The organism is Asanoa ferruginea (assembly GCF_003387075.1).
In the GTDB taxonomy this organism is placed as follows: Bacteria; Actinomycetota; Actinomycetes; order Mycobacteriales; family Micromonosporaceae; genus Asanoa; species Asanoa ferruginea.
Genome location: NZ_QUMQ01000001.1, coordinates 3,370,894 through 3,392,947, shown reverse-complemented (window position 1 = coordinate 3,392,947; position 22,054 = coordinate 3,370,894). Strand labels below are relative to the sequence as shown.

25 protein-coding genes are annotated in these 22,054 nt (G+C 71.0%); 12 read left to right on the top strand and 13 right to left on the bottom strand.

Going from position 1 to position 22,054, the window contains the following annotated elements; translation table 11 throughout:
• Positions 1 to 2 precede the first annotated feature (2 nt).
• Positions 3 to 182, bottom strand: a complete 180-nt coding sequence (locus DFJ67_RS16050; RefSeq protein ID WP_116068631.1) for a hypothetical protein — start codon at positions 180 to 182, stop codon at positions 3 to 5.
• On the bottom strand, positions 179 to 1,861 hold the full coding sequence (locus tag DFJ67_RS16045; RefSeq protein WP_116068630.1) for a nitrite/sulfite reductase: 1,683 nt from the start codon (positions 1,859 to 1,861) through the stop codon (positions 179 to 181). Before DFJ67_RS16045 ends, DFJ67_RS16050 begins: the two co-directional genes overlap by 4 nt.
• 334 nt (positions 1,862 to 2,195) lie before the next feature.
• Between DFJ67_RS16045 and DFJ67_RS16040 the strand changes: the two genes are divergently transcribed.
• Complete coding sequence (locus DFJ67_RS16040) at positions 2,196 to 3,650, top strand: glycosyltransferase family 39 protein (protein WP_116068629.1); 1,455 nt, start codon at positions 2,196 to 2,198, stop codon at positions 3,648 to 3,650.
• A gap of 79 nt (positions 3,651 to 3,729) precedes the next feature.
• On the opposite strand, the gene DFJ67_RS16035 is transcribed toward DFJ67_RS16040, so the two are convergent.
• Positions 3,730 to 5,229: a PAS domain-containing sensor histidine kinase gene (locus tag DFJ67_RS16035; protein WP_116068628.1), complete on the bottom strand. Its 1,500-nt coding sequence runs from the start codon at positions 5,227 to 5,229 to the stop codon at positions 3,730 to 3,732.
• Between the two features lie 19 nt (positions 5,230 to 5,248).
• Entirely contained in the window at positions 5,249 to 6,283 is a 1,035-nt protein-coding gene (locus DFJ67_RS16030; protein WP_116076264.1) for an SIS domain-containing protein, read from the bottom strand.
• A 149-nt stretch (positions 6,284 to 6,432) separates the two neighbouring features.
• Between DFJ67_RS16030 and DFJ67_RS16025 the strand changes: the two genes are divergently transcribed.
• Complete coding sequence (locus DFJ67_RS16025; RefSeq protein ID WP_116068627.1) at positions 6,433 to 6,708, top strand: hypothetical protein; 276 nt, start codon at positions 6,433 to 6,435, stop codon at positions 6,706 to 6,708.
• Positions 6,709 to 6,851: 143 nt separating this feature from the next.
• Here the strand turns inward: DFJ67_RS16025 and DFJ67_RS16020 are convergent, their stop codons facing one another.
• A complete protein-coding gene (locus DFJ67_RS16020; protein ID WP_116068626.1) occupies positions 6,852 to 8,456 on the bottom strand; it encodes an MDR family MFS transporter in 1,605 nt (534 codons plus the stop codon).
• Between the two features lie 111 nt (positions 8,457 to 8,567).
• On the opposite strand from DFJ67_RS16020, the gene DFJ67_RS16015 reads away from it, so the two are divergent.
• Positions 8,568 to 9,194 (top strand): TetR/AcrR family transcriptional regulator, encoded by a 627-nt coding sequence (locus DFJ67_RS16015; protein ID WP_116068625.1) that lies wholly within the window; start codon positions 8,568 to 8,570, stop codon positions 9,192 to 9,194.
• Here DFJ67_RS16015 and DFJ67_RS16010 read toward each other — a convergent pair.
• Both DFJ67_RS16010 and DFJ67_RS16005 read right to left on the bottom strand, forming a co-directional pair.
• Positions 9,115 to 9,615, bottom strand: a complete 501-nt coding sequence (locus tag DFJ67_RS16010) for a GNAT family N-acetyltransferase (protein WP_116068624.1) — start codon at positions 9,613 to 9,615, stop codon at positions 9,115 to 9,117. The genes DFJ67_RS16015 and DFJ67_RS16010 overlap by 80 nt on opposite strands.
• Positions 9,612 to 9,827, bottom strand: coding sequence for a biotin/lipoyl-binding carrier protein (locus DFJ67_RS16005; RefSeq protein WP_116068623.1), 216 nt, complete (start codon positions 9,825 to 9,827; stop codon positions 9,612 to 9,614). The genes DFJ67_RS16010 and DFJ67_RS16005 overlap by 4 nt, the downstream gene beginning before the upstream one ends.
• A 131-nt stretch (positions 9,828 to 9,958) precedes the next feature.
• On the opposite strand from DFJ67_RS16005, the gene DFJ67_RS44690 reads away from it, so the two are divergent.
• On the top strand, positions 9,959 to 10,033 hold the full coding sequence (locus tag DFJ67_RS44690; protein WP_369814844.1) for a 50S ribosomal protein bL37: 75 nt from the start codon (positions 9,959 to 9,961) through the stop codon (positions 10,031 to 10,033).
• A 49-nt stretch (positions 10,034 to 10,082) separates the two neighbouring features.
• Here DFJ67_RS44690 and rsrA read toward each other — a convergent pair whose 3' ends face one another.
• From rsrA to DFJ67_RS15980, 5 genes are all read right to left on the bottom strand, one after another.
• Entirely contained in the window at positions 10,083 to 10,343 is a 261-nt protein-coding gene (rsrA, locus tag DFJ67_RS16000) for a mycothiol system anti-sigma-R factor (protein WP_116068622.1), read from the bottom strand.
• A gap of 6 nt (positions 10,344 to 10,349) precedes the next feature.
• Positions 10,350 to 11,183: a sigma-70 family RNA polymerase sigma factor gene (locus DFJ67_RS15995; RefSeq protein ID WP_239097239.1), complete on the bottom strand. Its 834-nt coding sequence runs from the start codon at positions 11,181 to 11,183 to the stop codon at positions 10,350 to 10,352.
• 195 nt (positions 11,184 to 11,378) lie between these two features.
• Entirely contained in the window at positions 11,379 to 11,993 is a 615-nt protein-coding gene (locus DFJ67_RS15990) for an alpha/beta hydrolase family protein (protein ID WP_116068621.1), read from the bottom strand.
• 31 nt (positions 11,994 to 12,024) lie between these two features.
• Positions 12,025 to 12,414 carry a WhiB family transcriptional regulator gene (locus tag DFJ67_RS15985; RefSeq protein ID WP_116068620.1) on the bottom strand — a complete coding sequence of 130 codons (390 nt, stop codon included), beginning with the start codon at positions 12,412 to 12,414 and terminating at the stop codon, positions 12,025 to 12,027.
• A gap of 229 nt (positions 12,415 to 12,643) precedes the next feature.
• Positions 12,644 to 13,357, bottom strand: a complete 714-nt coding sequence (locus tag DFJ67_RS15980) for an SOS response-associated peptidase (RefSeq protein ID WP_116068619.1) — start codon at positions 13,355 to 13,357, stop codon at positions 12,644 to 12,646.
• 89 nt (positions 13,358 to 13,446) lie between these two features.
• Between DFJ67_RS15980 and aroA the strand changes: the two genes are divergently transcribed.
• The 8 genes from aroA (at position 13,447) to DFJ67_RS15940 (ending at position 20,730) form a co-directional block, all read left to right on the top strand.
• On the top strand, positions 13,447 to 14,739 hold the full coding sequence (gene aroA, locus DFJ67_RS15975) for a 3-phosphoshikimate 1-carboxyvinyltransferase (protein WP_116068618.1): 1,293 nt from the start codon (positions 13,447 to 13,449) through the stop codon (positions 14,737 to 14,739).
• A gap of 127 nt (positions 14,740 to 14,866) precedes the next feature.
• A complete protein-coding gene (rsgA, locus tag DFJ67_RS15970) occupies positions 14,867 to 15,763 on the top strand; it encodes a ribosome small subunit-dependent GTPase A (protein WP_239097240.1) in 897 nt (298 codons plus the stop codon).
• Between the two features lie 14 nt (positions 15,764 to 15,777).
• Positions 15,778 to 16,572, top strand: a complete 795-nt coding sequence (hisN, locus tag DFJ67_RS15965) for a histidinol-phosphatase (RefSeq protein ID WP_116068616.1) — start codon at positions 15,778 to 15,780, stop codon at positions 16,570 to 16,572.
• A gap of 161 nt (positions 16,573 to 16,733) precedes the next feature.
• The gene (locus DFJ67_RS15960; protein ID WP_239097244.1) at positions 16,734 to 17,693 is read left to right on the top strand and encodes a hypothetical protein; all 960 of its coding nucleotides are present in this window, start codon (positions 16,734 to 16,736) and stop codon (positions 17,691 to 17,693) included.
• Positions 17,694 to 17,782: 89 nt separating this feature from the next.
• Positions 17,783 to 18,664, top strand: coding sequence for an SDR family NAD(P)-dependent oxidoreductase (locus tag DFJ67_RS15955; protein ID WP_116068615.1), 882 nt, complete (start codon positions 17,783 to 17,785; stop codon positions 18,662 to 18,664).
• Between the two features lie 44 nt (positions 18,665 to 18,708).
• On the top strand, positions 18,709 to 19,434 hold the full coding sequence (locus DFJ67_RS15950; RefSeq protein WP_239097241.1) for an ATP-binding protein: 726 nt from the start codon (positions 18,709 to 18,711) through the stop codon (positions 19,432 to 19,434).
• Between the two features lie 134 nt (positions 19,435 to 19,568).
• Positions 19,569 to 20,159 carry a type II toxin-antitoxin system antitoxin SocA domain-containing protein gene (locus DFJ67_RS15945; RefSeq protein WP_116068614.1) on the top strand — a complete coding sequence of 197 codons (591 nt, stop codon included), beginning with the start codon at positions 19,569 to 19,571 and terminating at the stop codon, positions 20,157 to 20,159.
• A complete protein-coding gene (locus tag DFJ67_RS15940) occupies positions 20,152 to 20,730 on the top strand; it encodes a Fic/DOC family protein (RefSeq protein WP_116068613.1) in 579 nt (192 codons plus the stop codon). Before DFJ67_RS15945 ends, DFJ67_RS15940 begins: the two co-directional genes overlap by 8 nt.
• 6 nt (positions 20,731 to 20,736) lie before the next feature.
• Here the strand turns inward: DFJ67_RS15940 and DFJ67_RS15935 are convergent, their stop codons facing one another.
• Positions 20,737 to 21,885, bottom strand: coding sequence for a SigB/SigF/SigG family RNA polymerase sigma factor (locus DFJ67_RS15935; protein ID WP_116068612.1), 1,149 nt, complete (start codon positions 21,883 to 21,885; stop codon positions 20,737 to 20,739).
• Positions 21,886 to 22,054: the final 169 nt, after the last annotated feature.

The following is a 22,054-nucleotide window of genomic DNA, read 5'->3' as shown; positions in this document are numbered from 1 at the left end:
GGCTACCTCACCTCTTCCGTCCTGGTTTGGACGCCCGCTGCTCGCAGGCCGAGGAACTTGACCGAGAAAACCCGCTGGCAGCCGCGGCACTCCCATGCACCGTGCGACTCCTCGTGCGGGCGGATGTCTTCTTCGGCGCAGTAAGGGCAGTGCATCGGCGCGGCCCGGCTCTCGGAGCTCATCGCAGCGCCTCCTCGTCGGCCCGCATCACCCACTGAGCGAACGCCTCGCCCTCGGTGCGACCGTCGAGGTAACGGCGGGCCACCCGCTCGACGTACTCGGGAAGCTCCTCCGCGGTTGTCTTGAGGCCGCGCAGCTTGCGGCCGAAACCGGCGGTCTGGCCCTGCGCCATCCCGAGCGCGCCGCCGAGATGCACCTGGAAGCCTTCGACCTGGCGGCCGTCGGGCCCGATCACCAACTGTCCTTTGAGGCCGATGTCGGCAGTCTGGGTGCGGGCGCAGGCGTTGGGGCAACCGTTGATGTTGATGGTGATGTCGGCGTCGATGTCGCCGAGCCGCTCTTCGAGGCGGGCGACCAGTTCCTGACCGCGGGCCTTGGTCTCGACGATGGCGAGCTTGCAGTATTCGATGCCGGTGCAGGCCATCGTGGCGCGCCGCCAGGTCGACGGGCGGGCCTCGAGCCCGATCCCGCGCAGCCCGGTCACGAGAGACTCGACCCGCTCTTCGGGAACATCGAGGACAAGCAGCTTCTGGTAGGGCGTAAGGCTCACCCGGCCACTCCCGTGCGCCTCGACGACATCGGCGAGCTGGGTGAGCTGGGTGCCGGAGATCCGGCCGACGACCGGCGCGGCGCCGACGTAGAAACGCCCGTCGCGCTGCTGGTGCACGCCGATGTGGTCGATCGGCTTGTCCGGCAACGCCGGAGCCGGACCGTCTACAAGCGACCGACCGAGGTATTCCTTCTCCAGCACCTCGCGGAACTTCTCCACGCCCCAGTCGGCGACGAGGAACTTGAGCCGGGCCCGGTGCCGCAGCCGGCGATAGCCGTAGTCGCGGAAGATGCTGACCACGCCGGCCCAGACGTCGGGCACCTCGGCCAGCGGCACCCAGACGCCGAGGCGCTGGGCGAGCATCGGGTTGGTCGACAGGCCGCCGCCGACCCAGAGATCAAAGCCGGGGCCGTAGTCGGGGTGCTCGACGCCGAGGAACGAGATGTCGTTGATCTCGTAGGGCATGTCGGCGAGCCAGGAGATCGACGACTTGAACTTGCGCGGCAGGTTGGAGAAGTCTTTGTTGCCGACGAACTGCTCGACGATCGCGTCGATGGCCGGCGTGGGGTCGAGCACCTCGTCGGCGGCGACACCGGCGACCGGGCTGCCCAGCACCACCCGCGGGCAGTCGCCGCACGCCTCGGTGGTCTGGAGGCCGACGGCTTCGAGCCGGCGCCAGATCTCCGGCATGTCTTCGACCCGGATCCAGTGGAGCTGGATGTTCTGCCGGTCGGTGATGTCAGCGGAGTCGCGCGCGAACTCCCGCGAGATCCCGGCGATCACCCGGAGCTGCTCGAGGCTGAGCTGGCCGCCGTCGACCCGGACCCGGAGCATGAAGTATTCGTCTTCGAGCTCGTGCGGCTCGAGCACCGCGGTGCGACCACCGTCGATGCCGGCCTTGCGCTGGGTGTAGAGGCCCCACCAGCGGAACCGGCCGCGCAGGTCAGCGGGGTCGATCGAGGCGAAGCCACCGTGCGCGTAGATGTTTTCGATCCGCGCCCGCACGTTGAGCGGGTTGTCGTCCTTCTTCGTGCGCTCGTTGGCGTTGAGCGGCTCGCGGTGCCCGAGAGCCCATTGGCCCTCGCCCCGGGCGCGGCGAGGCGAACGGGCTGGGGTGCTGCTGACCGCCATCGCGGGCGTTCCTCCGAAGGTCGCAAGTGCGGCGCGGCGCGCGACCGGGGGAACACATGGAAAGGCCCGGCGCGGACGCGCCCGGACGTGAGTCGGGCGTCGTCAGTGAGCCGGACACATGGCGCTGCGGACCCGGCCGTAGTCGACATGGCGCCGGACCGTCAGGCCCAGGTTCACCATGCGCTCGTCGGCAGTCGCAGTCACGCTCATCATGCTGCCACAGCACGCTGCGATTACCTCGGGCAGTCCCAGATGCCGGGCCCCGGTGTGGCCTGCTTCACGCTAGCCTGATGGGGCAATAGGGACATTTGCGGCGTAGCGCGGGAGGCCGGCGATGACGCAGCAGTTGGACCCTGCCCGGGCGGGGGTCGGTGCCGGTCCGCGCCGGTTCATCGCCGGACCGTGGGCCCCGGCCGCCCTGACCTTGTTGATCGTCGGTTTCCAGCTCGACCGGGCTCCGCTCTGGCGCGACGAACTGGCGACCTGGAGCGCCGCCACCCGCCCACTGCCCGACCTGTGGCGGATGCTCGCGGGCATCGACGCGGTGACCGGGCCCTACTACCTGTTCCTGCACGGCTGGATCCGGCTGTTCGGCGACTCGGCCCTGGCACTGCGACTCCCGTCGCTGCTCGCCATGGCCGGGGCCGCCGCTGTCACGGCTCAACTCGGCGCCCGGCTGTTCGGTGATCGCGCCGGCCTGGTCGCCGGGTTGCTGTTCGCGGTCGTACCGAGCACGTCGCGCTATGGCCAGGAGGCTCGGGGGTACGCGTTCGCGACCCTGTTCGCCGTGCTCGCGACCCTGATGCTGGCCCGGGCGGTCGATCGGCCGGCGTGGCCGCGGTTCGCCGGCTACGGCGCGGCGGTGCTCGGGCTCGGCCTGTGCAACCTGGTGGCGCTGCTGGTGCTGGCCGGCCACGCGGCGGCGGTGATCGGACGGCGGCGGGCGGCACTCGGCTTCGCCGCCGCGGTCGGTGCCGCCGCCGTGCTGCTCGTGCCGCTGGTCGTCGTCGCTCGTGGCCAGGCCGGCGTACAGCTCGACTGGGTGCTCCGGCCCGGGGCCGGCGACTTGCTCGGCCTGCCCGGCAGCGTGCTACAGGCAAGCGCGGTCGGCGGCGCGCTGGTCGCCCTGGCAGCGCTCGGCTGGGCCGTGGGGGACGACCGCTGGCCAACCGTGCTGGGGTTGTCGGCACTACTCCCGGCGGCGCTGCTGTTCCTGGCCGGCCTGGTCGGGCCCTACTGGGTGCCGCGCTATCTGGTGGTCACGGTGCCGTTCATTTGCCTGCTGGCCACTGTCGCGCTGCGTCGCGTCAGGCTGGTCTACGCGCTGGCGCTGGTGGTGTTGGTGGCCGCGCTCGGCGGCCCGACACAGGCCGCGCTGCGGCGGACGCACGAGTGGCCGCGCTCGGCGCCGGTCGACTACCCGGGTGCGGTGGCGGTGATCCGGGCCAACGCCCAGCCGGGCGACGCGATCGTCTACGAGCCGCGCGGCGGCTGGAAGATGCTCGACGTCGCGGTGGCCTATGGCTTGGGCTCCGGGGCGCCGCGCGATGTGCTCGTGCGGCAGACGGCGGTCGAGCGGGGCGAGTTGCGGGCCACCGAATGCGCGGACCCGGGCGCCTGTCTGGCCGCCGCGGGCGCGCCGCGGATCTGGCTGCTGACCAGCGGCGACCGGCTGTCGCCGCTGGCCATGGTGCCGGGTTCGAAGGGCGCGGCCCTCCGTGCGGCCTACGCGACCCACCAGGTCTGGCACGAGCCGGGCCTGACCGTCGCGCTGTTGACCCGCCGTTGATCTCCCTCTTGCTCTGCACCCTTGTAGGCAGCGCCCGAGCGCTCGGGCGCTGCCTATAGGGGTGCAGAGCAAGAGGAGATCAACGGGCCTTGCCCAGCGGGACCACCAGGACCGCCTCGGTGCCGCCCTCAGCCCGGTTGCGCAGCTCGATCGAGCCCCGCAACTCCCCCGTCGCCAGCGCCCGGACGATCTGGAGACCCAGCCGGCCGCCCTTGTCGGGATCGAAGTCCGGCGGCAGGCCACGCCCGTTGTCAGCCACCGTGACGTGCAACTGCTTGCGGAACCGGTGCACCGCCACGACCACCTCCGGCTCGACCGCGCCGTCGCCCGAGAAGCCGTGCTCCGCCGCGTTGAGCAGCAGCTCGTTGAGGACCATCACCAGGGAGGTGGCGATCTCCGCCGGCAGCACCCCGAACGAGCCCTCGCGCCGCATCCGGACAGCGAGCTCGGTGCTCGCGACCTCGGTCGCGGCCCCGGCGACCTTGTCGACGATGCCGTCGAACTCGACCGCCTCGTCGCTCGACATCGACAGCGTCTCGTGCACCAGGGCGATCGAGGCGACCCGGCGCACCGACTCCTCCAGCGCGGCCTTCGCCGCCGGGATGCCGACCCGGCGGGCCTGGAGGCGCAGCAGCGCCGCGACCGTCTGGAGGTTGTTCTTCACCCGGTGGTGGATCTCGCGGATCGTCGCGTCCTTGGTGACCAGGGCGCGGTCGCGGCGGCGTACCTCGGTGATGTCGCGGACCAGGACCAGCGACCCGATCGGCACGCCCGCGGGCATCAGTGGCAGCGCGCGGTGCAGGACCGTCGCGCCGCGGGCGTCGACCTCCTTGCGGGCCGGCGCCTCGCCGCGCAGCGAGGAGAGCACCCGATTGGCCGCGTCGGTGCCTTCCAGCGGGTCGTCGGCCAGCCGTTTGATCAGCGCGGCCAGGTCTTCGCCGACCAGGTGGGCGGCGAAACCCAGCCGCCGGTAGGCGGACTGGGCGTTGGGGCTCGCGTAGGTCACCTTGCCGTTGGCGTCGAGCCGGACCAGCCCGTCGCCCACCCGCGGGGCGGAGGTGGTCTCGCCCGGGTGCCGGCGCGGCGGGAAGGTGCCGTCGGAGGTCATCTGGGCCAGGTCGTCGGCCGTCGTCAGATAGTTGAGCTCGAGCTGGCTGGGCGTCCGGGCGGTCGACAGGTTGGTGTCCCGGCCGACCACCGCGATCACCTCGCCGCTCTCCCCGTCGGCCGAGCGCAGCCGCACCGGGATGGCCTCGTGGCGGGCCGGGGTGTCGCCGTACCAGACCGGGTCGCCCTCGCGCCAGATCCGGCCCTCGCGGAAGGCGATGTCGAGATGCGCCACCTCGGGCCCGCCGACGATCCGGCCGACCTGGTCGTTCTCGTAGGCGGTGGGTGCCGTGGTCGGGCGGACCTGGGCCACGCAGAGGAACGTGCCGTCGTCGACGGGCACCCAGAGCAGCAGGTCGGCGAAGGACAGGTCGGAGAGCAACTGCCACTCGCCGGCGATCCGGTGGAGGTGGTCGATGTCGCCCCGGCGCAGGGAGGTGTGCTCTTCGACTAGGTCACGCAGCGTGGACACGCCCGCAAGCCTGACACGCTCAGAGCGTGGAGGTCACTTTGGCGAGGCCACGGGGTGCGTCGGGGTTCTCACCACGGGCCAGCGCCAGCGCGAGGGCCAGGCGTTGCAGCGGGAGGATGTCGAGCAGCGGGGCGAGCCGCTCGTCGACCTCGGGCACGGCGAGCCGGGCGGAGGAGCCGGGCACGTCGGCCGGGCCGACGGTGACCACGTCGGCGCGGCGCTCGCCGAGCCGGGCCAGCACCTCGCGCATGGCGGCACCGCCGGGGCCGGCGCCGACCACCGCGAGCACCGGCACGTCGGGGTCGGCCAGGGCGAGCGGGCCGTGCAGCAGGTCGGCGCCGGAGAACGACAGCGCCGGCAGGTAGGAGGTCTCCATCAGCTTGAGGGCGGCCTCGCGGGCGGTCGGGTAGGCGTAGCCGCGACCAGTGGTCACCATCCGGGCCGCGAACCGGTAGCGCCGCGCCAGGTCGGGCGCCGTCGGGTCGGCCAGCGCCGTCGCGGCCAGGGCAGGGAGCTCAGCGAGGGTACGCAGCTCGTCGGCCGGCACCACGCCGGTGCCGCCGCGGATCCCCTCGACCAGCAGCAGCAGCGCGAGCAGCTCGGCCGTGTAGGTCTTCGTCGCGGCGACCGCGCGCTCGTGCCCGGCGGCCACGTCGATGTGCAACTCGGCCGCGCCGGCCAGCGGCGAGTCGGGGTTGTTGGTGATCGCCAGGGTGAGCGCGCCGCTCTCGCGGGCCACCCGGACCACCTCGGTGAGGTCGGGCGAGCCACCGCTCTGGCTGACCCCGACGACCAGGGCGTCGGACAGGTCGGGGCGGGCGCCGTAGACGGTGACCGCGCTCGGCGAGGCCAACCCGGCGGCCAGGCCCAGGCGGATCTCGGCCAGGTAGGCGCCGTAGAGCGCGGCGTGGTCGGAGGTGCCGCGCGCGGTGAACACCACGTGCCGCGGCCGGCGGGCCACGATCGCGGCCGCGACGGCGGCGATCGGGTCGGCGTTGGCCGGCTCGAGCAACCCGGCGAACACCTCCGGCTGCTCGGCGATGTCGGCGGCCATGCCGGCGCCCGGTGTCCCCATCCGTGCCTCCCCTGCGCGCTGTCTGCTCGATTCTGCACGGAACTCCGCTTTATCGCAACGTTCCGATCACCGGGCCCTGAGCATCCGCACTCACGCGCGTTGCCTCCCGCCCCACTAGCGTCGTCGCTATGAAGCGCACGGGGAAGGCCGCGCTCTGGCTGGTGGCCGCGCACGTGGCGGTGCTCGCGGCCTGCGGTGTCGGCGTGCTGACGCAGTCGGATCAGGTGCCGGAGGGCCAATGCGAGGGCATCGGCTGGGGCTGCACGATGTCGCCGCGCGACGGTTCGCTCTTCGTGCTCGTGCTGTGGGTGCTGCCGGCGGCCCTGGTCAGCCTGCTCGTCTGCCTGGTCACGGTCGGAGTGGTGGCGGCGATCCGCGACCGCCGGCGGAAGGGGTCGGGGTGACGCGTGCCGGCAAGTGGGAGCTGATCAAGGTCGCCGTGGTCTACGCGCCGATTCTCGTCGGGATCGCGGCCGCGATCGTGGCACGGCGCCAGACATGAGAAACGCCCCCGGAGTGATCCGGGGGCGTCCTCGCGAACAGCGCGTCAGTCGGCGATGGCTTCGGCCTTGGCCAGCGCGACCTCGGCTTCGTCGGCCGGGGTCTCCCGCTTCTCGCCCGGCTTGAGCTGGTCGCCGGCACCGCGCAGCGGGATCTCCTTGACGAACCAGGCCAGCACCGGCACCAGGATCACGATCACCGCGGCCCAGACGAAGACGTAGGCGATCGAGTCGGCCAGGCCGCCCATCACCGCGTCGCGGATCTCCGCCGGGAGCTTCTGGAGGGCGGTCGGGTCGACGCCCGCCCCGCCGCCGTCCCCGGCCAGCGCGCCGCCGGCCGGCGACTTCGCCAGATGGTGCACGAAGAGCGCACCGAAGAGGGCGATGCCGATGGAGCCGCCGATGGAGCGAAAGAACGTCGCGGCGCCGCTGCCCGCACCGAGGTCCTTCTGCTCGACGCTGTTCTGCGCGATCAGCATCGACGTCTGCATCAGGCCGCCCATGCCGAGGCCGAGCACCACCATGTAGAGCGCCAGGGTCAGCTTGGTCGTGTCGGCGTTGATCGTGGAGAGCAGGGCCATGCCGGCCAGCAGGGCCACGCCGCCGGCGATCGGGAAGATCCGGTAGCGCCCGGTCTTCGTGATCACCCGGCCGGTGATCACCGAGACGACCAGCATGCCGGCCATCAGCGGGAGCAGCAGCAGGCCGCTGTTCGTCGCCGAGGCACCCTGCACGGTCTGCTGGAACAGCGGCAGGAAGTTCATCGCACCGAACATCGCGAAGCCGAGCAGGAAGCCGACCGCGGAGATCAGGGCGAAGTTGCGGTTGAGGAACAGGTGCAGCGGCAGGATCGGCTCCGGCGCGCGGCGCTCGACAACACCGAAGACCGCCAGGGAGACCACGGTCAGCGCGGCCAGGCCGAGGATCTGCGGCGAGCCCCAGTCGTATTGGTTGCCGCCCCAGGTGGTGATCAGCACCAGCGCGGTGATGCCGACGGAGAGCAGCCCGGCGCCGAGGTAGTCGATCCGGTGCTCGGTGCGGTAGCGCGGCAGGTGCATCCGGGTGGCCAGCACCAGCAGGGCCACGCCGCCGAGCGGCAGGTTGACGTAGAACGCCCAGCGCCACGACAGGTTGTCGGTGATGAAGCCGCCGACCAGCGGGCCCGCGACCATGGCGATCGCCATGATGCCGGCGATCATGCCCTGGTAGCGGCCGCGCTCGCGGGGCGGGACCAGGTCGCCGATGATGGCCATGACGCCGACCATCAGGCCGCCGGCGCCGAGGCCCTGCACCGCGCGGAAGCCGATCAGCTCGATCATGCCGTCAGCGGTGCCGCCGAGCATCGCGGAGCCGGCCATTCCGCAGAGCGCCGACCCGATCAGGAAGATAATGATCGACGTAAGGAAGACCGATTTGCGGCCGTAAAGGTCGCCGAGCTTTCCCCAGATCGGCGTCGAAACGGTTGTGCCGAGCACGTAGGCGGTGACGACCCAGGTGAAGTGGTTGAGGCCACCGAATTCGCTGACGATGTGCGGCAGCGCCGTGCTAACGATCATGTTGTCGAGCATCGCGAGCATCATCGCGATCATCAGACCCGCGAGAATGCCGCGGATCTTCTGTGGTGCGATGGCTGGCGCGTCGGCGGTGGTCATCTGGAACGCCCCCCAGCGTGATGGGCCTTACTTGCCGCCCGGCTAGTCTTTCTTACTAGCCGCACGGTAAGCTGCGAACTAACCGGTCGTCAAGTTAGTTAGGGGGTCAGAGTGACCGAGAGCACGCGAGGCCGAATCCAGGCCGTCGCGCTCGAGCTCTTCACGGAGAACGGGTACGAGAAAACCTCGCTCCGCGAGATCGCCGAGCGGCTCGGAGTGACCAAGGCCGCCCTCTACTACCACTTCAAGAGCAAGGAAGAGATCGTCTCGAGCTTCGCCGAAGACCGGCTGGCCGGGCTCGACCGGCTCATCGAGTGGGCCGAGACGCAGCCGCCGAGCACCGAGCGGCGCCAGCGGTTGATCTCCCGCTACGCCGACGAGTTCTTCGGTGGCGACCAGCCGTCGGTGATGCGCTTCTTCGAGCAGAACCAGACGGTGATCAAGAGCATGTCGGCCGGCATGGACATGCGCGACCGGATGATGCGGGTGGCCGCGCTGCTGTCCAACGGCTCGACCGAGCCGGCCGACCAGCTCCGCTCCACGTTGGCGCTGTTCGCCGTGCACGGCAGTTGGTTCGCGATCCGCGACCCCAACCTCGGCATCCCCGAGCGCAAGCAGTTGGCGCTGGAGATGGCCGAAGACCTGTGGCGGTCGCCGGTCAGCCCGCGAGCGGCAGCCGGAGCGCCTCGAGGTCGACACCCGGGAAGGGCGACCAGTCGCGCTCCGGGATGCGAGTGAACCCCAACCGGGCGTAGAGCCGTTTGGCCGGCTCGGAGAAGCTGCGTACGCAGATCACGATCGCACCGCAGCCGAGGCCGGTCGCCCGCTCGACGCAGGCCCGCACCAGCGCGGCACCGGCACCGCGGCCCTGCGCGGCCGGGTCGACGGCGAGCATCCGGAATTCGGCCTCGCCGGGGCCGGACAGTTCCGCATAGGCGCTGCCGGGCAACACGAAGGTGACCGAGCCGAGCACCTGGCCGGTCTCGTCGTCGGCCGCGATCAGCAGCACGCCGGCCTCGGCCCGGGTCTCCACGTCGGCCAGTTTCTTGTCGTAACCGTGGTCGCCCGCGAGCTGACCGTCTTCGCGATAGGCGTCGACGGTGAGCCGGGCGACCGCCGGGAAGTCTGCCGGCGTGGCCGGCCGCACCCGGACGGTCATTCGATGACGGCGATCAGGTCGCCCTCCTGGACGACGTCGCCCTCGTTGACGGCGAGCTGCGCGATGACCCCGTCGGACTCGGTGATGACCGGGATCTCCATCTTCATCGACTCGAGAATGACCAGCGTGTCGCCCTCGGCCACGGTGTCGCCCTTGGTAGCGACGACCTTCCACACGTTCGCCACCATCTCGGCGCGGATCTCCTCGGACATCGCGCGGTCCCTCCCTCGCCTCTCGCGGCCGGCGTCGGCCCGCGTCAGCATCCAACCATGCGCCGGCCGTCGGTGCGTCGGTGGCGGGCCGTCTAGGATCGTCAGGTCACCGGACAGACGGAGGTCGACATATGGCGAAGAAGAGTCGCAAGAAGAAGGCCCGTAAGAAGAGCGCCGCCAACCACGGCAAGCGCCCTAACTCCTAATAGACGACGTCGCCGGCCCATTCGGGCCGGCGACGGGCGTATCTAGGGCTCAGACGTCGGTGCGCAGCTCGGTGAGCTTGGTGCGCAGGCGGGCAAGCAGCTCCGCCGGTGCGGTCTCGTTGCCGCAGCAGCGGGCGACCAGCGCCTTCACCTCTTGCTCGATGCCATATTCGCGCAGGCACGGCGAGCACTCGTCGAGGTGGTGACGGATCAGGTCGCGGCGCTGGTCAGCGCATTCGAGATCGAGGTAGAGGTAGACCTCGTCGAGCACTTCGCTGCAGTCGGTCTCGTGGGGGTTACCGCAACTCACGGTTCCTCACACCTCCTGGCGGGCAGCGGCCGCGTCACCCGACGGAGTGCGGGTGAAACCTCGATCCGCAGCGTAGCGCTCCAGAAGGTTGCGCAGGTTGCGGCGGCCTCGGTGAAGTCGCGACATGACCGTGCCGATCGGCGTGTTCATGATGTCGGCGATCTCCTTGTAGGAGAACCCCTCGACGTCGGCCAGGTAGACAGCCAGCCGGAACTCCTCCGGGAGCTGCTGGAGCGCGTTTTTCACGTCGCTGTCGGGCAGCCGGTCGAGCGCCTCGGTCTCGGCCGAGCGCAGGCCGCTGGACGTGTGCGACTCAGCGCTGGCGAGCTGCCAGTCGGTGATCTCCTCCGTCGGCGCCTGGATGGGCTGGCGTTGCCGGCGCCGGTAGGAGTTGATGTAGGTGTTGGTGAGGATCCGGTAGAGCCACGCCTTGAGGTTGGTGCCTTCCTCGAACTGGTGGAAGGCGGCGTAGGCCTTGAGGAACGTCTCCTGCACCAGGTCTTCCGCGTCGGCCGGGTTCCGGGTCATCCGCAGGGCCGCGGCGTAGAGCTGGTCGACGAAGGGCAGCGCGTCACGCTCGAACCGGGCCCGCCGTTCGTCGGTCGGCTCCTCGGTTCGGGTCTTCTCCGGCTGCGTCAACCGCACGTCCCCCCTTGACTGTCCCGCCGAGGATACGCGTCGCGCGCGCTCGACAGTTTCAGTTGCTGGTGGGTTGCCCCCGATGAGGGCGTGACTAACGTCGCTCGCCGACCATTCGGGCGCGGTCAGAAGCGCGCGCACTCGGCCGGTGTCGCGGTTGCCCCGCGTAGCTGCTTGCACTGGGAAAAGCCCCCTTGCCATCCGTTGCATCCGGTGGCTTAAACAGCGGGGGGACCTAACGAATTCCCATGGCCCAACCCACTGGCCCCGGGGACGTGGTCCCCGGGGCCAGGTGGGCCTGGGAGGTTGATGCGGACCGGGGGGTCCGCGGACTCGTGGAGGGAGTCCCCAGGGCATGCCTGGCTCACCCAAATCAACGAGCCCGCCTCCGGACAGTTACGGACGGGCCCAACCGTTGCCGCGCAGCCACTCCACCACCAGCAGCCCCAACCCGCGCGGATCACCCCGCAGGTCGTGCCGCTGGCCGGAGCGGACCGCCACCTCGACGCCCGGCGACGGCTCAGGAACCCCGAACGGGTCACGATCGCCGTTGACGACCAGGGTCGGCACGCCGGTGAGCAACTCGTCGGCCCGCGACTTCTCCGGCCGGCCGGGCGGATGCAGCGGGAAGGCGAGACAGACGATGCCTGCGGCGCCGAGCGCGACCGAGGTGCGGCAGGCCACCCGCGCGCCGCTGGACCGCCCGCCGACGACCAGTGGCGGCGGCTCCGGATAGCCCTTGACGATCTCGTGGACGACCGCCGTCCAGGCAGCGTCGAGTTGCGCCGCCGGTGCCGGCGCCCGCCGGCCGGCGACCCGGTAAGGCTGTGTGACGCGCACGACGGTGACGCCCGCCGCGACGGCGGCACGGCGGACCGCCATCAGGTCGGGCGCGTCGACGCCGCCGCCGGCGCCGTGCCCGAGAATGAGCAGCGCCGACGGCCGGCCGTCGACCTCGTCGGTGTCGGCGACGGCCGGACCGTGCGGTGTCGCGATCTGTGTGACCCCCATGACCACCATTGTGCTGGCCCGGAGGCCCAGGTCAGCTCACCGGCACCAGTTCGAGCGACAGGTCGCGCATCGGTGGGCCCGAGTCGATCGTTTCGGCGCCCCGGGTGAGCTGGCCACGCCAGGCGACCAGCATCGCCCGCCGTTCGCGTGGTGTGGTGCCACCCCAGACGCCGTGGCAGTCACCGACCTCGAGCGCCCACGCGAGGCAGGCGCCCTGCACGTCGCAACCGCGGCACAGCGAGATGGCGGTGTCGGCCGGCTCGCTCGGTGCCGGGAAGAACGTCTCTGGGTCGACGGCCTGGCAGGCGCCCCGTGTGCGCCAGGCTTCGTCGAGCTGTCTTTCGGCCGACGCGCGCAGCAATCGAGGATCTCGACGTGCGGCGGCGACCTCGTGCGGGCGTGGCATACGCGCCCGTGTCATCAACAACCCACCTCCCCCGTGGGGCCGGCTTTCCGCCAGTGGTGAACGGAAGATCAAGGATCAATGGGTGTCGTCGCCCGGTGCGAGAAGGCACCCATTGCCGGCGCTGTGTTCTATCGCACTCGTGACATCGGAGACAAGGGTTTGCATCGAACCTGCGCAAACTCTGCGACGGGAAATCGATACAAGGTTTACAGAAAGGGAAAAATCAACCGGCATAAATCATTGATCAAAAGAGCGTCAGCTCGACCGGTTCTTCCCGTGGCGCACCCAATGCCGCGGCGGCTACGCGGGTCACCAGATCGGGGCCGTCGTTGCGCACGTCGCCGACCCCGGGGCCGACCGGGCGGATCTCGATGCCGGCCAGCGTCTCGTCGGTGGGCGGCGCGAGCACCTCGTCGGCCCCGCCGCCGCCGGCCAGCCAGGCCGACCACCGGTCGGGCGTGAGCACCAACGGCATGCGGTTGTGCACCAACGCCAGGTCACCGAGTGCCGGCATGGTCACGATGCTGCACGTCAGCAGCTTCTGGTCGCCCCACGCGGCCCACAGGCCACCGAACACCACCGGCTCCGGGGCGGTCATGAAATAGGCCTGCTTGCCGCCACCGGGCCGGCGCACCCACTCATACCAGCCGTCGGCCGGCACCAGGCAGCGCCGATTGGCGAAGGACCGCGCGTAAGCCGGCGTGGTCGCGACCGTCTCCGCGCGGGCGTTGATCATGCGGGCGGCGCCCTTGGTGTCGCCGGCCCAGCTCGGCACCAGGCCCCAGCGAGCCACCGAGAGGGTGCGGCCACCCAGGCGCTGCGACATCCGGATCATCGGCACGGGGTCGGTCGGCGCGACGTTGTAGTCGGCCACCAGGCCGTCGCGGGTGTCGTCGAACGCGTCGAAGAGCACGCTGAGGTCCGGCGCGTCCTTCGTGGTCGCGTAGCGCCCGCACATGCCCGTCACGCTAGCGCAACTCGTCCCGGCACGCGGGAGTGCCGAATGTCGATCGCGGCTCGGCCCTCGGGCCAGTCAGACTGGAGTACGTGGCCAACCAGACCGCACACGTGCCGTGGACCCCGCCGACTGCCGCCGACCCGGTCAGCGCGACGGTCCAGCTGCCCGGTTCCAAGTCGATGACCGCGCGGGCGCTCGTGCTCGGCGCCATCGGCGTCGGCCCGTCGACGCTGTCCCGCCCCCTGCGGGCCCGCGACACCGTGCTGATGGCCGGCGGCCTGCGGGCGATGGGCCTCAGCGTCTCCACCGTCGACGACGACCGCTGGGTGGTCCGCCCGGGCACCCTCCAGGGCCCGGCACACGTCGACGTCGGCCAGGCCGGCACGGTGATGCGGTTCATGCCGGCGATCGCCGGCCTGGCGCAGGGCCCGGTCACCTTCGACGGCGACCCGTCGGTGCGGCAGCGCCCGCTGCGCCCCCTGGTCGACGCGCTGCGCACGCTCGGCGTGGCCATCGACACCCCGTCCAGCCTGAGCCTGCCGCTGACCGTCCGCGGCACCGGCCGGGTCGCCGGCGGTGAGGTGGTCATCGACGCATCCGCGTCCAGCCAACTCGTCTCCGGCCTGCTGCTGGCCGCGCCCGATTTCGACCGCGGCGTCGTGGTGCGCCACGTCGGCCCGCCGCTGCCGTCCGCGCCGCACGTGCGGATGACCGTGCAGATGCTCCGGGCGGCCGGGGCCGGCATCGACGACTCGGCACCCGACATCTGGGTGGTCGAGCCGGGCAAGCTCTCCGGGCGCGGCTGGACCATCGAGCCCGACCTCTCCGGCGCCATGCCGTTCTTCGCCGCGGCTCTGGTCACCGGCGGCTCGGTCACCCTGCTCGGCTGGCCGCGCAGCAGCGCCCAGCCGGTCGACCGGTTGCGGGCGCTGCTGGGCCAGATGGGCGGCGAGGTCACCCTGGGCACCGAGGGGCTGACCGTGCGCGGCACGGGAGTGGTGCACGGGCTCGACGCCGACCTCTCCGAGGTGGGCGAGATGACCCCGGTGCTGGCCGCGCTCGGTGCGGTGGCCGATTCACCATCGAGCCTGCGCGGCGTCGGCCACATCCGGGGCCACGAGACCGACCGGTTGGCCGCGCTGGCCACCGAGCTGACGGCGCTCGGCGCCTCGGTCACCGACACCGCCGACGGGCTGGAGATCACCCCGCGGCCGCTGCGTGGCGGCGTCTTCCACACCTACGACGACCACCGGATGGCACACGCCGGCGCGGTGGTCGGGCTGGTCGTGCCCGGCATCGAACTCGACGACGTGGCATGCACCTCGAAGACCATGCCGGACTTCCCGGCACTATGGTCAGCGATGGTGACCGGCAAAAACTAAGGAGAAGGCTCTGGCGGGCAAGAAACGGGAGTACGACGAGGACGATGTCCGGGTCCGCCCGGGCCGATCTTCGCGTCCCCGCACCCGCACCCGCCCGCGGCACACCGACGCGATCGACGGCTTCGTGATGGCGGTCGACCGGGGCCGCTACACGGTCGAGGTCGACGGCGGCCCGCCGGTCACCGCGATGCGCGCCCGCGAGCTGGGTCGCAAGTCGGTCGTGGTGGGCGACCGGGTGGCGCTGGTCGGCGACACCTCGGGCTCGGCCGGTGCGCTGGCCCGGATCGTCCGGATCGCCGAGCGCACCTCGGTGCTGCGCCGCACCGCCGACGATGACGACAGCACGCCCGAGGGCCGCCTGGAGCGGGTGGTCGTGGCCAACGCCGACCAACTCGTCATCGTCAGCTCCCTGTCGGATCCGCCGCCGCGCACCGGATTCATCGACCGCTGCCTGGTCGCCGCCTACGACGCCGACATCGAGCCGCTGCTCTGCCTCACCAAGGCCGACCTGGCCGGGCCCGAGGAGGTGCTCGACTACTACGCCGAACTCGACCTGCCACACGTGCTGGTGCGCCCCGACAGCGACCTGGCCGGGGTCCGCGAGCGGCTGTCCGGGCTGGCCTCGGTGATGGTCGGTCACTCCGGCGTGGGCAAGTCGACGCTGGTCAACCGCCTGGTGCCAGACGCCTACCGGGCGGTGGGCGTGGTCAGCGCGATCGGCCGCGGCCGGCACACCTCGACCAGCGCGGTGGCGCTGAAGCTGCCCGGCGACGACGGCTGGATCATCGACACGCCCGGCGTACGCAGCTTCGGGCTCGCCCACGTCTCCGCCGACAGCCTGCTGCACGGCTTCCCGGACCTGGTCGAGGGCACCGTCGAGTGCCGGCCCAACTGCGAGCACACCCCGCACGACCAGGACTGCGCGCTGGACGCCTGGGTCGCCGCCGGCAACGCCGACCCCCGCCGCCTCGCGAGCTATCGCCGGCTGCTGGCCTCCCGGGCCGGGGAAGACACCGAATCCTAGTAACGTCTGCCGCCATGGCCCCCCGGTATTCGGACGACCTTTCGCTCGCGCACGTTCTCGCCGACACCGCCGACAAGATCTCGATGGACCGGTTCCGGGCCCTCGACCTCCGGGTCGAGTCGAAGCCCGACCTGACCCCGGTCTCCGACGCCGATCAGGCCGTGGAGCGGGCGCTGCGATCGACCCTGGGCCGCACCCGGCCGCGCGACAGCGTGCTCGGCGAGGAGTTCGGCGCGTCGGAGGCGGCCGCCGGGCCCGGGCACCGGCAGTGGGTGATCGACCCGATCGACGGCACCAAGAACTACATCCGCGGTGTGCCGATCTGGGCCACGCTGATCGCCCTGATGGAAGGCGACCAGCCGGTGGTCGGGCTGGTCTCCGCACCGGCGCTCGGCCGGCGGTGGTGGGCGGCCCTCGGGCACGGTGCGTTCGCCGGCCGGCACACCGCCGCGGCGACACCCATTCGGGTCTCTGGCGTACGCCGGATCAGTGATGCCAGTTTCTGCTATTCGAGCCTGCACGGGTGGGAGGAGACGAACCGCCTCGACCCCGTGCTGGATCTGATCCGGCAGAGCTGGCGCAGCCGGGCCTACGGCGACTTCTACGGCTACATGCTGGTGGCCGAGGGCGCCGTCGACATCATGGTGGAGCCCGAACTTTCGTTGTGGGACCTGGCGGCGCTCATCCCGATCGTCACCGAGGCGGGTGGCAGTTTCACCGATCTGACGGGTCGTCCGGGTCCGGCAGGTGGGAGCGCCGTCGCCACGAACGGAAAAATTCACGAAGAGGTGCTTACCCGCTTGAGCTGACGCCTTGTCGGGTTTTCCGAGATCATCTCTGACCTGCTGTTTTGATCGAAATACCCGGGGTAGCCGCTGGTCAGCCAGTTCGGCCGGTCGCCGAGCGGGGTGACAGGAATCTCCGTTACTGTGCGCGGGTGCTGTCCACCAGTTGGGGCTTCCTAGCCGCGATGGTCTTCGCGTACGGGGTCGCCAACCTCCTCCAATCGGTCGCGGCAACACGGACCAAGCTGCACACGTCGTGCAACCCGAAGCTCCTGGTCCGGCTGGCGAGCCACCGCATCTATGTCTACGGCCTGGGTTTCCAGATCCTCGGCTTCCTGCTGGCCTTCGTCGCCCGCAAGGACCTGCCGCTGTTCCTCGTGCAGGCGGCCGCCTCCGCCGGCCTCGGGGTGACCGCGCTCTGTGGGGTGCTCATCCTCCGGTGGCGGCTGCCGAAGGCCGAGGTGGGCCTGCTGGCCCTCCTCTTCGGCGGGCTCTTCGCGCTGGTCATCGCCGCGAAACCGGCGCCGGCGCACTCGATCGGGTCCACCGGCGTGGTCCTGCTGCTCTGCTGGCTCGCGGGCATCGCGGTGATCGGCGTCTTCGCGGCCCGGTTGCACGGCGCACCCGGCTCGGTCGCCCTCGGTTCGCTGGCTGGGATGGCGTTCTCCGCCGCCGCGGTCGCCGGCCGCCCGCTGGCGTCCAGCCACTCGATCCCCGAGTTCGTCTCCAGCCCGCTGCTCTACGTGCTCGTCGGCGCCTCGATCCTGGGCCAGTTGCTGCTCGGCCTAGCGATGCAGCGCGGCTCGACCACCGCGGCCGTCGCGTCGATGGACGCCGCCGGCGCCATCCCCGCCGCCGTGATCGGCCTGCTCTTCCTCGGCGACAAGATCCAGCCAGGCCGCGAGTGGGTGGCCGGGCTCGGCTTCTTCATCACGCTGACCGCGGTGATCGGCCTGACCCGCTACGCGGAACCGCAGCACCACCACGCGACCGGCGAGGCCAACCCGCGGGCGCTGACCGCCGGCCCCCGGGCGCTCAAGGCCCGGGCGCTGGCCGCCCGCCTGGTGGCCGCCGACGCGGCCCGCACGGTGGTCGCCCGGCCCATGCCGGCGGGCCCGACCAGGTCCGGTCCACAGCGCCGCTAGCCGGCCTTGCGTCGGTTTGCCGGCCCTGTGGCTGGAGTGGGCGGCAGCGAATCCGCATGATGCCGCCCCAGATGGGGTATCGGGCTGATATGGCGCTTACCCGCCCGCTCGCCCAAGCGGTGGTCGTGATCACCGGCGCCTCCAGCGGCGCCGGCGCGGCGACCGCGCTGGAGGTGGCGAGGCAGGGCGGCACGGTGGTGCTCGCCGCCCGTGGTGAACCAGCGCTGGACGCGGTCGCCGAGCGCTGCCGGGCGTTCGGCGGCCGGACGGCGGTGCTGCCGACCGACGTGACCGATCCGGCCGCCGTGCAGCGCCTGGCCGAGGGATCGGCGGCCCTGTTCGGCCGGGTGGACGCCTGGGTCAACAACGCCACCACGGGCGCGGTGGGCCTGTTCGAGGAGATCCCGCTCGGGCAACTCCGCCAGGTCATCGAGGTCAACCTGCTGGGCGCCGCCTACGGGATGCGGGCCGCCCTGCCACACCTGCGCGCGGCCGGCGGCGGCGTGCTGGTCAACAACGCCTCCGCGCTGGCCGCCGTCGCGCTGCCCTACCAGTCGGTCTACAACGCGGCCAAGCAGGGCGTACGCGGCCTCGCCGACACGGTCCGCCAGGAGTTGCGGGTCACCGGCGAGAAGCGGATCTCGATCTGCACCGTGCTGCCGGCCGGCACGGCCGCTCCGGTCCGCCAATACGCCGCCGGCCGGCGAATCGCGCCGCCACCACCGGTCCAGCCGCCGGAGGTGGCGGCCCACACGATCGTGCGGTTGCTGACCCGACCCCGCCGGGAGGCGTACGCCGGTGGGATCGCCGCCCGGTTGCGGGTCAACTGGCGTGCCACGCCGATCCCGACCGAAGGCGACCGCCGCCGCGCCACAGTGCGGGTCGGTGCGCTGCTCGGCCTGGCCGCCGGCACCGCGGCGGGCACGATCGCGGCCGTCACCCGCCGTCACGCACGGAGCCGGCGATGGTGACGAAGACGCATGAGTACGTCCCCGACATGCACAATGGAGCGATCATGCCGACCGATGTGCATTTTCTGGTGGCCGACGACGAGCCCTACGCGGTCGTTCAGCTCCAGGGCGTGCTCGACCAGCGGTCGGCCGAGGCGCTGCGCGGTGCCCTGCTGTCGGTCGTGGCCGACCGCACGCCCGCCGTGATCGAGGTGACCGGCCCGCGGATCGACGACCCGACCGTCCTGTCGACCTTCGAGGAAGTGGCCCGGGAAACCGCCGACTGGCCGTCGCGCCAGCCGATGATCAGCGTGCCGCACGCGTTCGCGGGGCCATGGGAAAACGTCGGCTTCCGCGTGGCCGACCGCGCCGACCACCCGCCGCCGCACTCCACCGAGTCATTGCTCCGCGCCGACCTCGACCCGGTCACCGGCGCCGCCCGCCGCGCGCGCGAGCTGGTCACCGAGGCGTGCGCCCGCTGGGAACAACCGGCGGTCGCCGGCGCGGCCTGCATCGTGGTCACCGAGCTGGTCAACAACGTGGTGGCACACGCCCAGACGGCAATGACGGTCCTGGTCGGCCGCGGCGCCGACGGCGACACCCTGCACCTGTCGGTCCGCGACTGGTCGACCGCGGTCCCGGTCTACGCGGGCCCGGTGCCGACGACCGCGTACGGCGGCCGAGGTTTGCTGTTGATCCAGGCGGTAGCCCTGCGCTGGGGCGTCACTGACCTACCCGACGGCAAGGTCGTCTGGTCAGTCGTGGCCCCCGACTACGACCACGCCGATTAGCGATTGCTCGTCGCACATACGTTCTAGGAATGAGCAACTGCCTCAGCTAGAATCAAAAGTCAAGCAACACGCCGCGCGCACCTCCAGTCAACGGATCGTGCGCGCCGTTACTGTCGGCGACCGAAGGGGGTGCCATGGCCACCGTGCACGATGTCGCCGCCGCCGTTCTCGAACGCCACGGTCGCACGACGACGATGAAGCTGGAAAAGCTTGTCTATTACTGCCAGGGATGGCATCTGGCGCGACACGGCTCGCCGTTGTTTGACGAAACGCTCGAAGCCTGGCAACAGGGTCCGGTCGCACCTGCCCTTTTCAAGCATCACCGGCAACAGCGCGAGGTCGCGAATTGGCCTCTCGGGTCCGCGAAAAACTTGACGCCGATGGAGCTGTCGTCGGTGCGATGGGTCGTTTCCGAATACGGCAAGTTCACTGCCAGCGAGCTCTCCGAGATGACCCATCAGGAGCTGCCCTGGAAGGCGGCCAGGGTCGGCCTGTCTGATTCACAGCCCTCGGACGCGCCGATCAGCACCGACCTCATGCGGATCTACTACGCACGTCAGATCGCCGAGGCCGAGACCTCGGTCGCCCTCGCCACCTCCAACGCAGCTATCGAGGGCGTCGAGTTCACCGAAGATTGGCAGGACAGGCTCCGAGACGTGGCGACCGGCCGGATCACTGCCGACGATCTCGTGGCCGAGGTGATCGGCCGGCTCAACCGTGGATGATCCCTACTGCGTTCCAGGCACGAACTGCCTCGCGAATCTGTTGGGAATCACCGACGCCGACCAGTTACACGAAGTCGAAGCTCAAGTCGCGTCGATCCGTGACGTGGAAATCTCCCGTTCGACGGTTCCCGGCAGTTACAACGCATCCCATCTGTTCCGATTTCACGAGCTGCTGTTCCGCGATGTCTACGCGTGGGCGGGGCAGGCCCGCACCGTCGACATCAGCAAGCCTGGGGTGTATTTCTGCAACTGGCGGTTCGTCGAAGACGAGGTCACCGCGGTGCTCGACCGGTTGAAGGATGACGGTTTCCTGGCCGGCATCAGGATCGACGCGTTCGTCCCCGCCCTCGCCCATTACTACGGCGAACTCAACGTGCGGCATCCGTTCCGCGAGGGCAACGGGCGAGCGATCCGGGCGTTTCTCCGTCAACTCGCAGCGGCCGCCGGATACCGGCTGGACTGGTCCGAGCTGTCCCAGCATGACAACATCGCCGCCTGCCAGGACCACTACCGCAGCGGCAACACCGCCGAACTCGTCAAGGTCCTGGAGCCGGTCGTCCGCCGGCTCTGAACGGGCCTAGGCGTGTGGCGCCGACATGATGGGGTTGAGGCCGGCCACCCGCAGGGTGCGGCGGACGTAGACCTGCATGTCGCCGATGCGCAGGCGCACGCCGGCTGCGCGGGCGGCCTCCAGGCCCGCCAGCAGCGCGGAAACGCCCGCGGCGTCGATGATCGGCACGCCCGCCAGGCTCACGGCCACCTCGCGTGGCTGTGGGCGGTCCGACACCGCCTGCACCGCCTCCAACAGTGCCGCCCGCAACGGGTCGGCCGTGTCGCGGTCGACCTCGCCGGCCACGTCCAGGCGGACCAGGCTCGCCTTGTCGCGGCGCTGCACGGTGATCTCGTGGTGTTCGCCCGGGCCCATGCCGGCCTGCCACTGCTTCGGGGCGTCGCTCAGCATCGCCTCGCGGAGCCAGGCCAGCGCGCGGGACAGCAGGCGGGACACGTGCATCTGGGAGATGCCCAGTTCGGTGGCGATCTCGGTCTGCGTCTTGTTGCCGTAGAAGCGCAGCGCCAGGATGCGGCGCTCGCGTTCCGGTAGCCGGCACAGCAGGCTGGCGACCGTCAGGCGGTCGTCGACCGCCTCCAGGCCCACGTCGGCGCCGCCGATCAGGTCGCCCAGCTCGGCCTCGCTCTCGGCGCGGGCCGGCATGTTGAGCGACAACGGTGTGTAGGCGGCCGCCGTCTCCAGCGCCGCCAGCACGTCGTCTTCGTCGACCCGCAGGCGTTCGGCCAGCTCTGGCACCGTCGGCGAGCGGCGCAGCTTCGCGGTCATCTCGGTGGATGCCCGGTTGACCTCGATGCTGAGCTCCTGCATCCGCCGCGGGACGTGGACGCCCCAGGTGCGGTCGCGGAAATGCCGGCGGAGTTCGCCGATAATTGTCGCCGCCGCGAAACCGGTGAAAGCGCCGCGTTCGGGGTCAAAGCGGTCGACGGCCTTCAAGAGGCCCAGACGGGCCACCTGCTCCAGGTCGTCCATCGGTTCACCGCGGCCCCGATAGCGCCGCGCCAACCGGCCCGCGAAGGGCATCGCCGAGCGCACCAGGCGTTCCCGCGCCAACCGCCGTGCATCATCTCCCGAACGCTGGGCATACGACATGGCGACCGCGTCGAGGGCCGGAAGATCTAGTTCACCGGAAGCGGGCAAGCCGCTTTGAAGGGTCATCGCGCAGCCTCCTCGTTCGCCTCGCCGCCGCCCTGGTGGGGCGGGGAGAGTCGGCACCGGATTCTGGAAATTGCGATCTGATGCCCGCGTGATGAGCACCCCGGAGACCGCCGCAAAGCGCAGCCATCCCCTAAACGTGACCCTACGTCGCTGTGCGCGAACGGAGCAA

Bases quoted from the DNA above. Each gene is read 5' to 3' on its own strand.
- DFJ67_RS16050 (WP_116068631.1), bottom strand. From the start codon at position 182: ATGAGCTCCGAGAGCCGGGCCGCGCCGATGCACTGCCCTTACTGCGCC.
- DFJ67_RS16045 (WP_116068630.1), bottom strand. From the start codon at position 1,861: ATGGCGGTCAGCAGCACCCCAGCCCGTTCGCCTCGCCGCGCCCGGGGC.
- DFJ67_RS16040 (WP_116068629.1), top strand. From the start codon at position 2,196: ATGACGCAGCAGTTGGACCCTGCCCGGGCGGGGGTCGGTGCCGGTCCG.
- DFJ67_RS16030 (WP_116076264.1), bottom strand. From the start codon at position 6,283: ATGGCCGCCGACATCGCCGAGCAGCCGGAGGTGTTCGCCGGGTTGCTC.
- DFJ67_RS16025 (WP_116068627.1), top strand. From the start codon at position 6,433: ATGAAGCGCACGGGGAAGGCCGCGCTCTGGCTGGTGGCCGCGCACGTG.
- DFJ67_RS16020 (WP_116068626.1), bottom strand. From the start codon at position 8,456: ATGACCACCGCCGACGCGCCAGCCATCGCACCACAGAAGATCCGCGGC.
- DFJ67_RS16010 (WP_116068624.1), bottom strand. From the start codon at position 9,615: ATGACCGTCCGGGTGCGGCCGGCCACGCCGGCAGACTTCCCGGCGGTC.
- DFJ67_RS16005 (WP_116068623.1), bottom strand. From the start codon at position 9,827: ATGTCCGAGGAGATCCGCGCCGAGATGGTGGCGAACGTGTGGAAGGTC.
- DFJ67_RS15995 (WP_239097239.1), bottom strand. From the start codon at position 11,183: ATGGCAAGGGGGCTTTTCCCAGTGCAAGCAGCTACGCGGGGCAACCGC.
- DFJ67_RS15990 (WP_116068621.1), bottom strand. From the start codon at position 11,993: ATGGGGGTCACACAGATCGCGACACCGCACGGTCCGGCCGTCGCCGAC.
- DFJ67_RS15985 (WP_116068620.1), bottom strand. From the start codon at position 12,414: ATGACACGGGCGCGTATGCCACGCCCGCACGAGGTCGCCGCCGCACGT.
- DFJ67_RS15980 (WP_116068619.1), bottom strand. From the start codon at position 13,357: ATGTGCGGGCGCTACGCGACCACGAAGGACGCGCCGGACCTCAGCGTG.
- rsgA (WP_239097240.1), top strand. From the start codon at position 14,867: ATGGCGGTCGACCGGGGCCGCTACACGGTCGAGGTCGACGGCGGCCCG.
- hisN (WP_116068616.1), top strand. From the start codon at position 15,778: ATGGCCCCCCGGTATTCGGACGACCTTTCGCTCGCGCACGTTCTCGCC.
- DFJ67_RS15960 (WP_239097244.1), top strand. From the start codon at position 16,734: ATGGTCTTCGCGTACGGGGTCGCCAACCTCCTCCAATCGGTCGCGGCA.
- DFJ67_RS15955 (WP_116068615.1), top strand. From the start codon at position 17,783: ATGGCGCTTACCCGCCCGCTCGCCCAAGCGGTGGTCGTGATCACCGGC.
- DFJ67_RS15950 (WP_239097241.1), top strand. From the start codon at position 18,709: ATGCCGACCGATGTGCATTTTCTGGTGGCCGACGACGAGCCCTACGCG.
- DFJ67_RS15945 (WP_116068614.1), top strand. From the start codon at position 19,569: ATGGCCACCGTGCACGATGTCGCCGCCGCCGTTCTCGAACGCCACGGT.
- DFJ67_RS15935 (WP_116068612.1), bottom strand. From the start codon at position 21,885: ATGACCCTTCAAAGCGGCTTGCCCGCTTCCGGTGAACTAGATCTTCCG.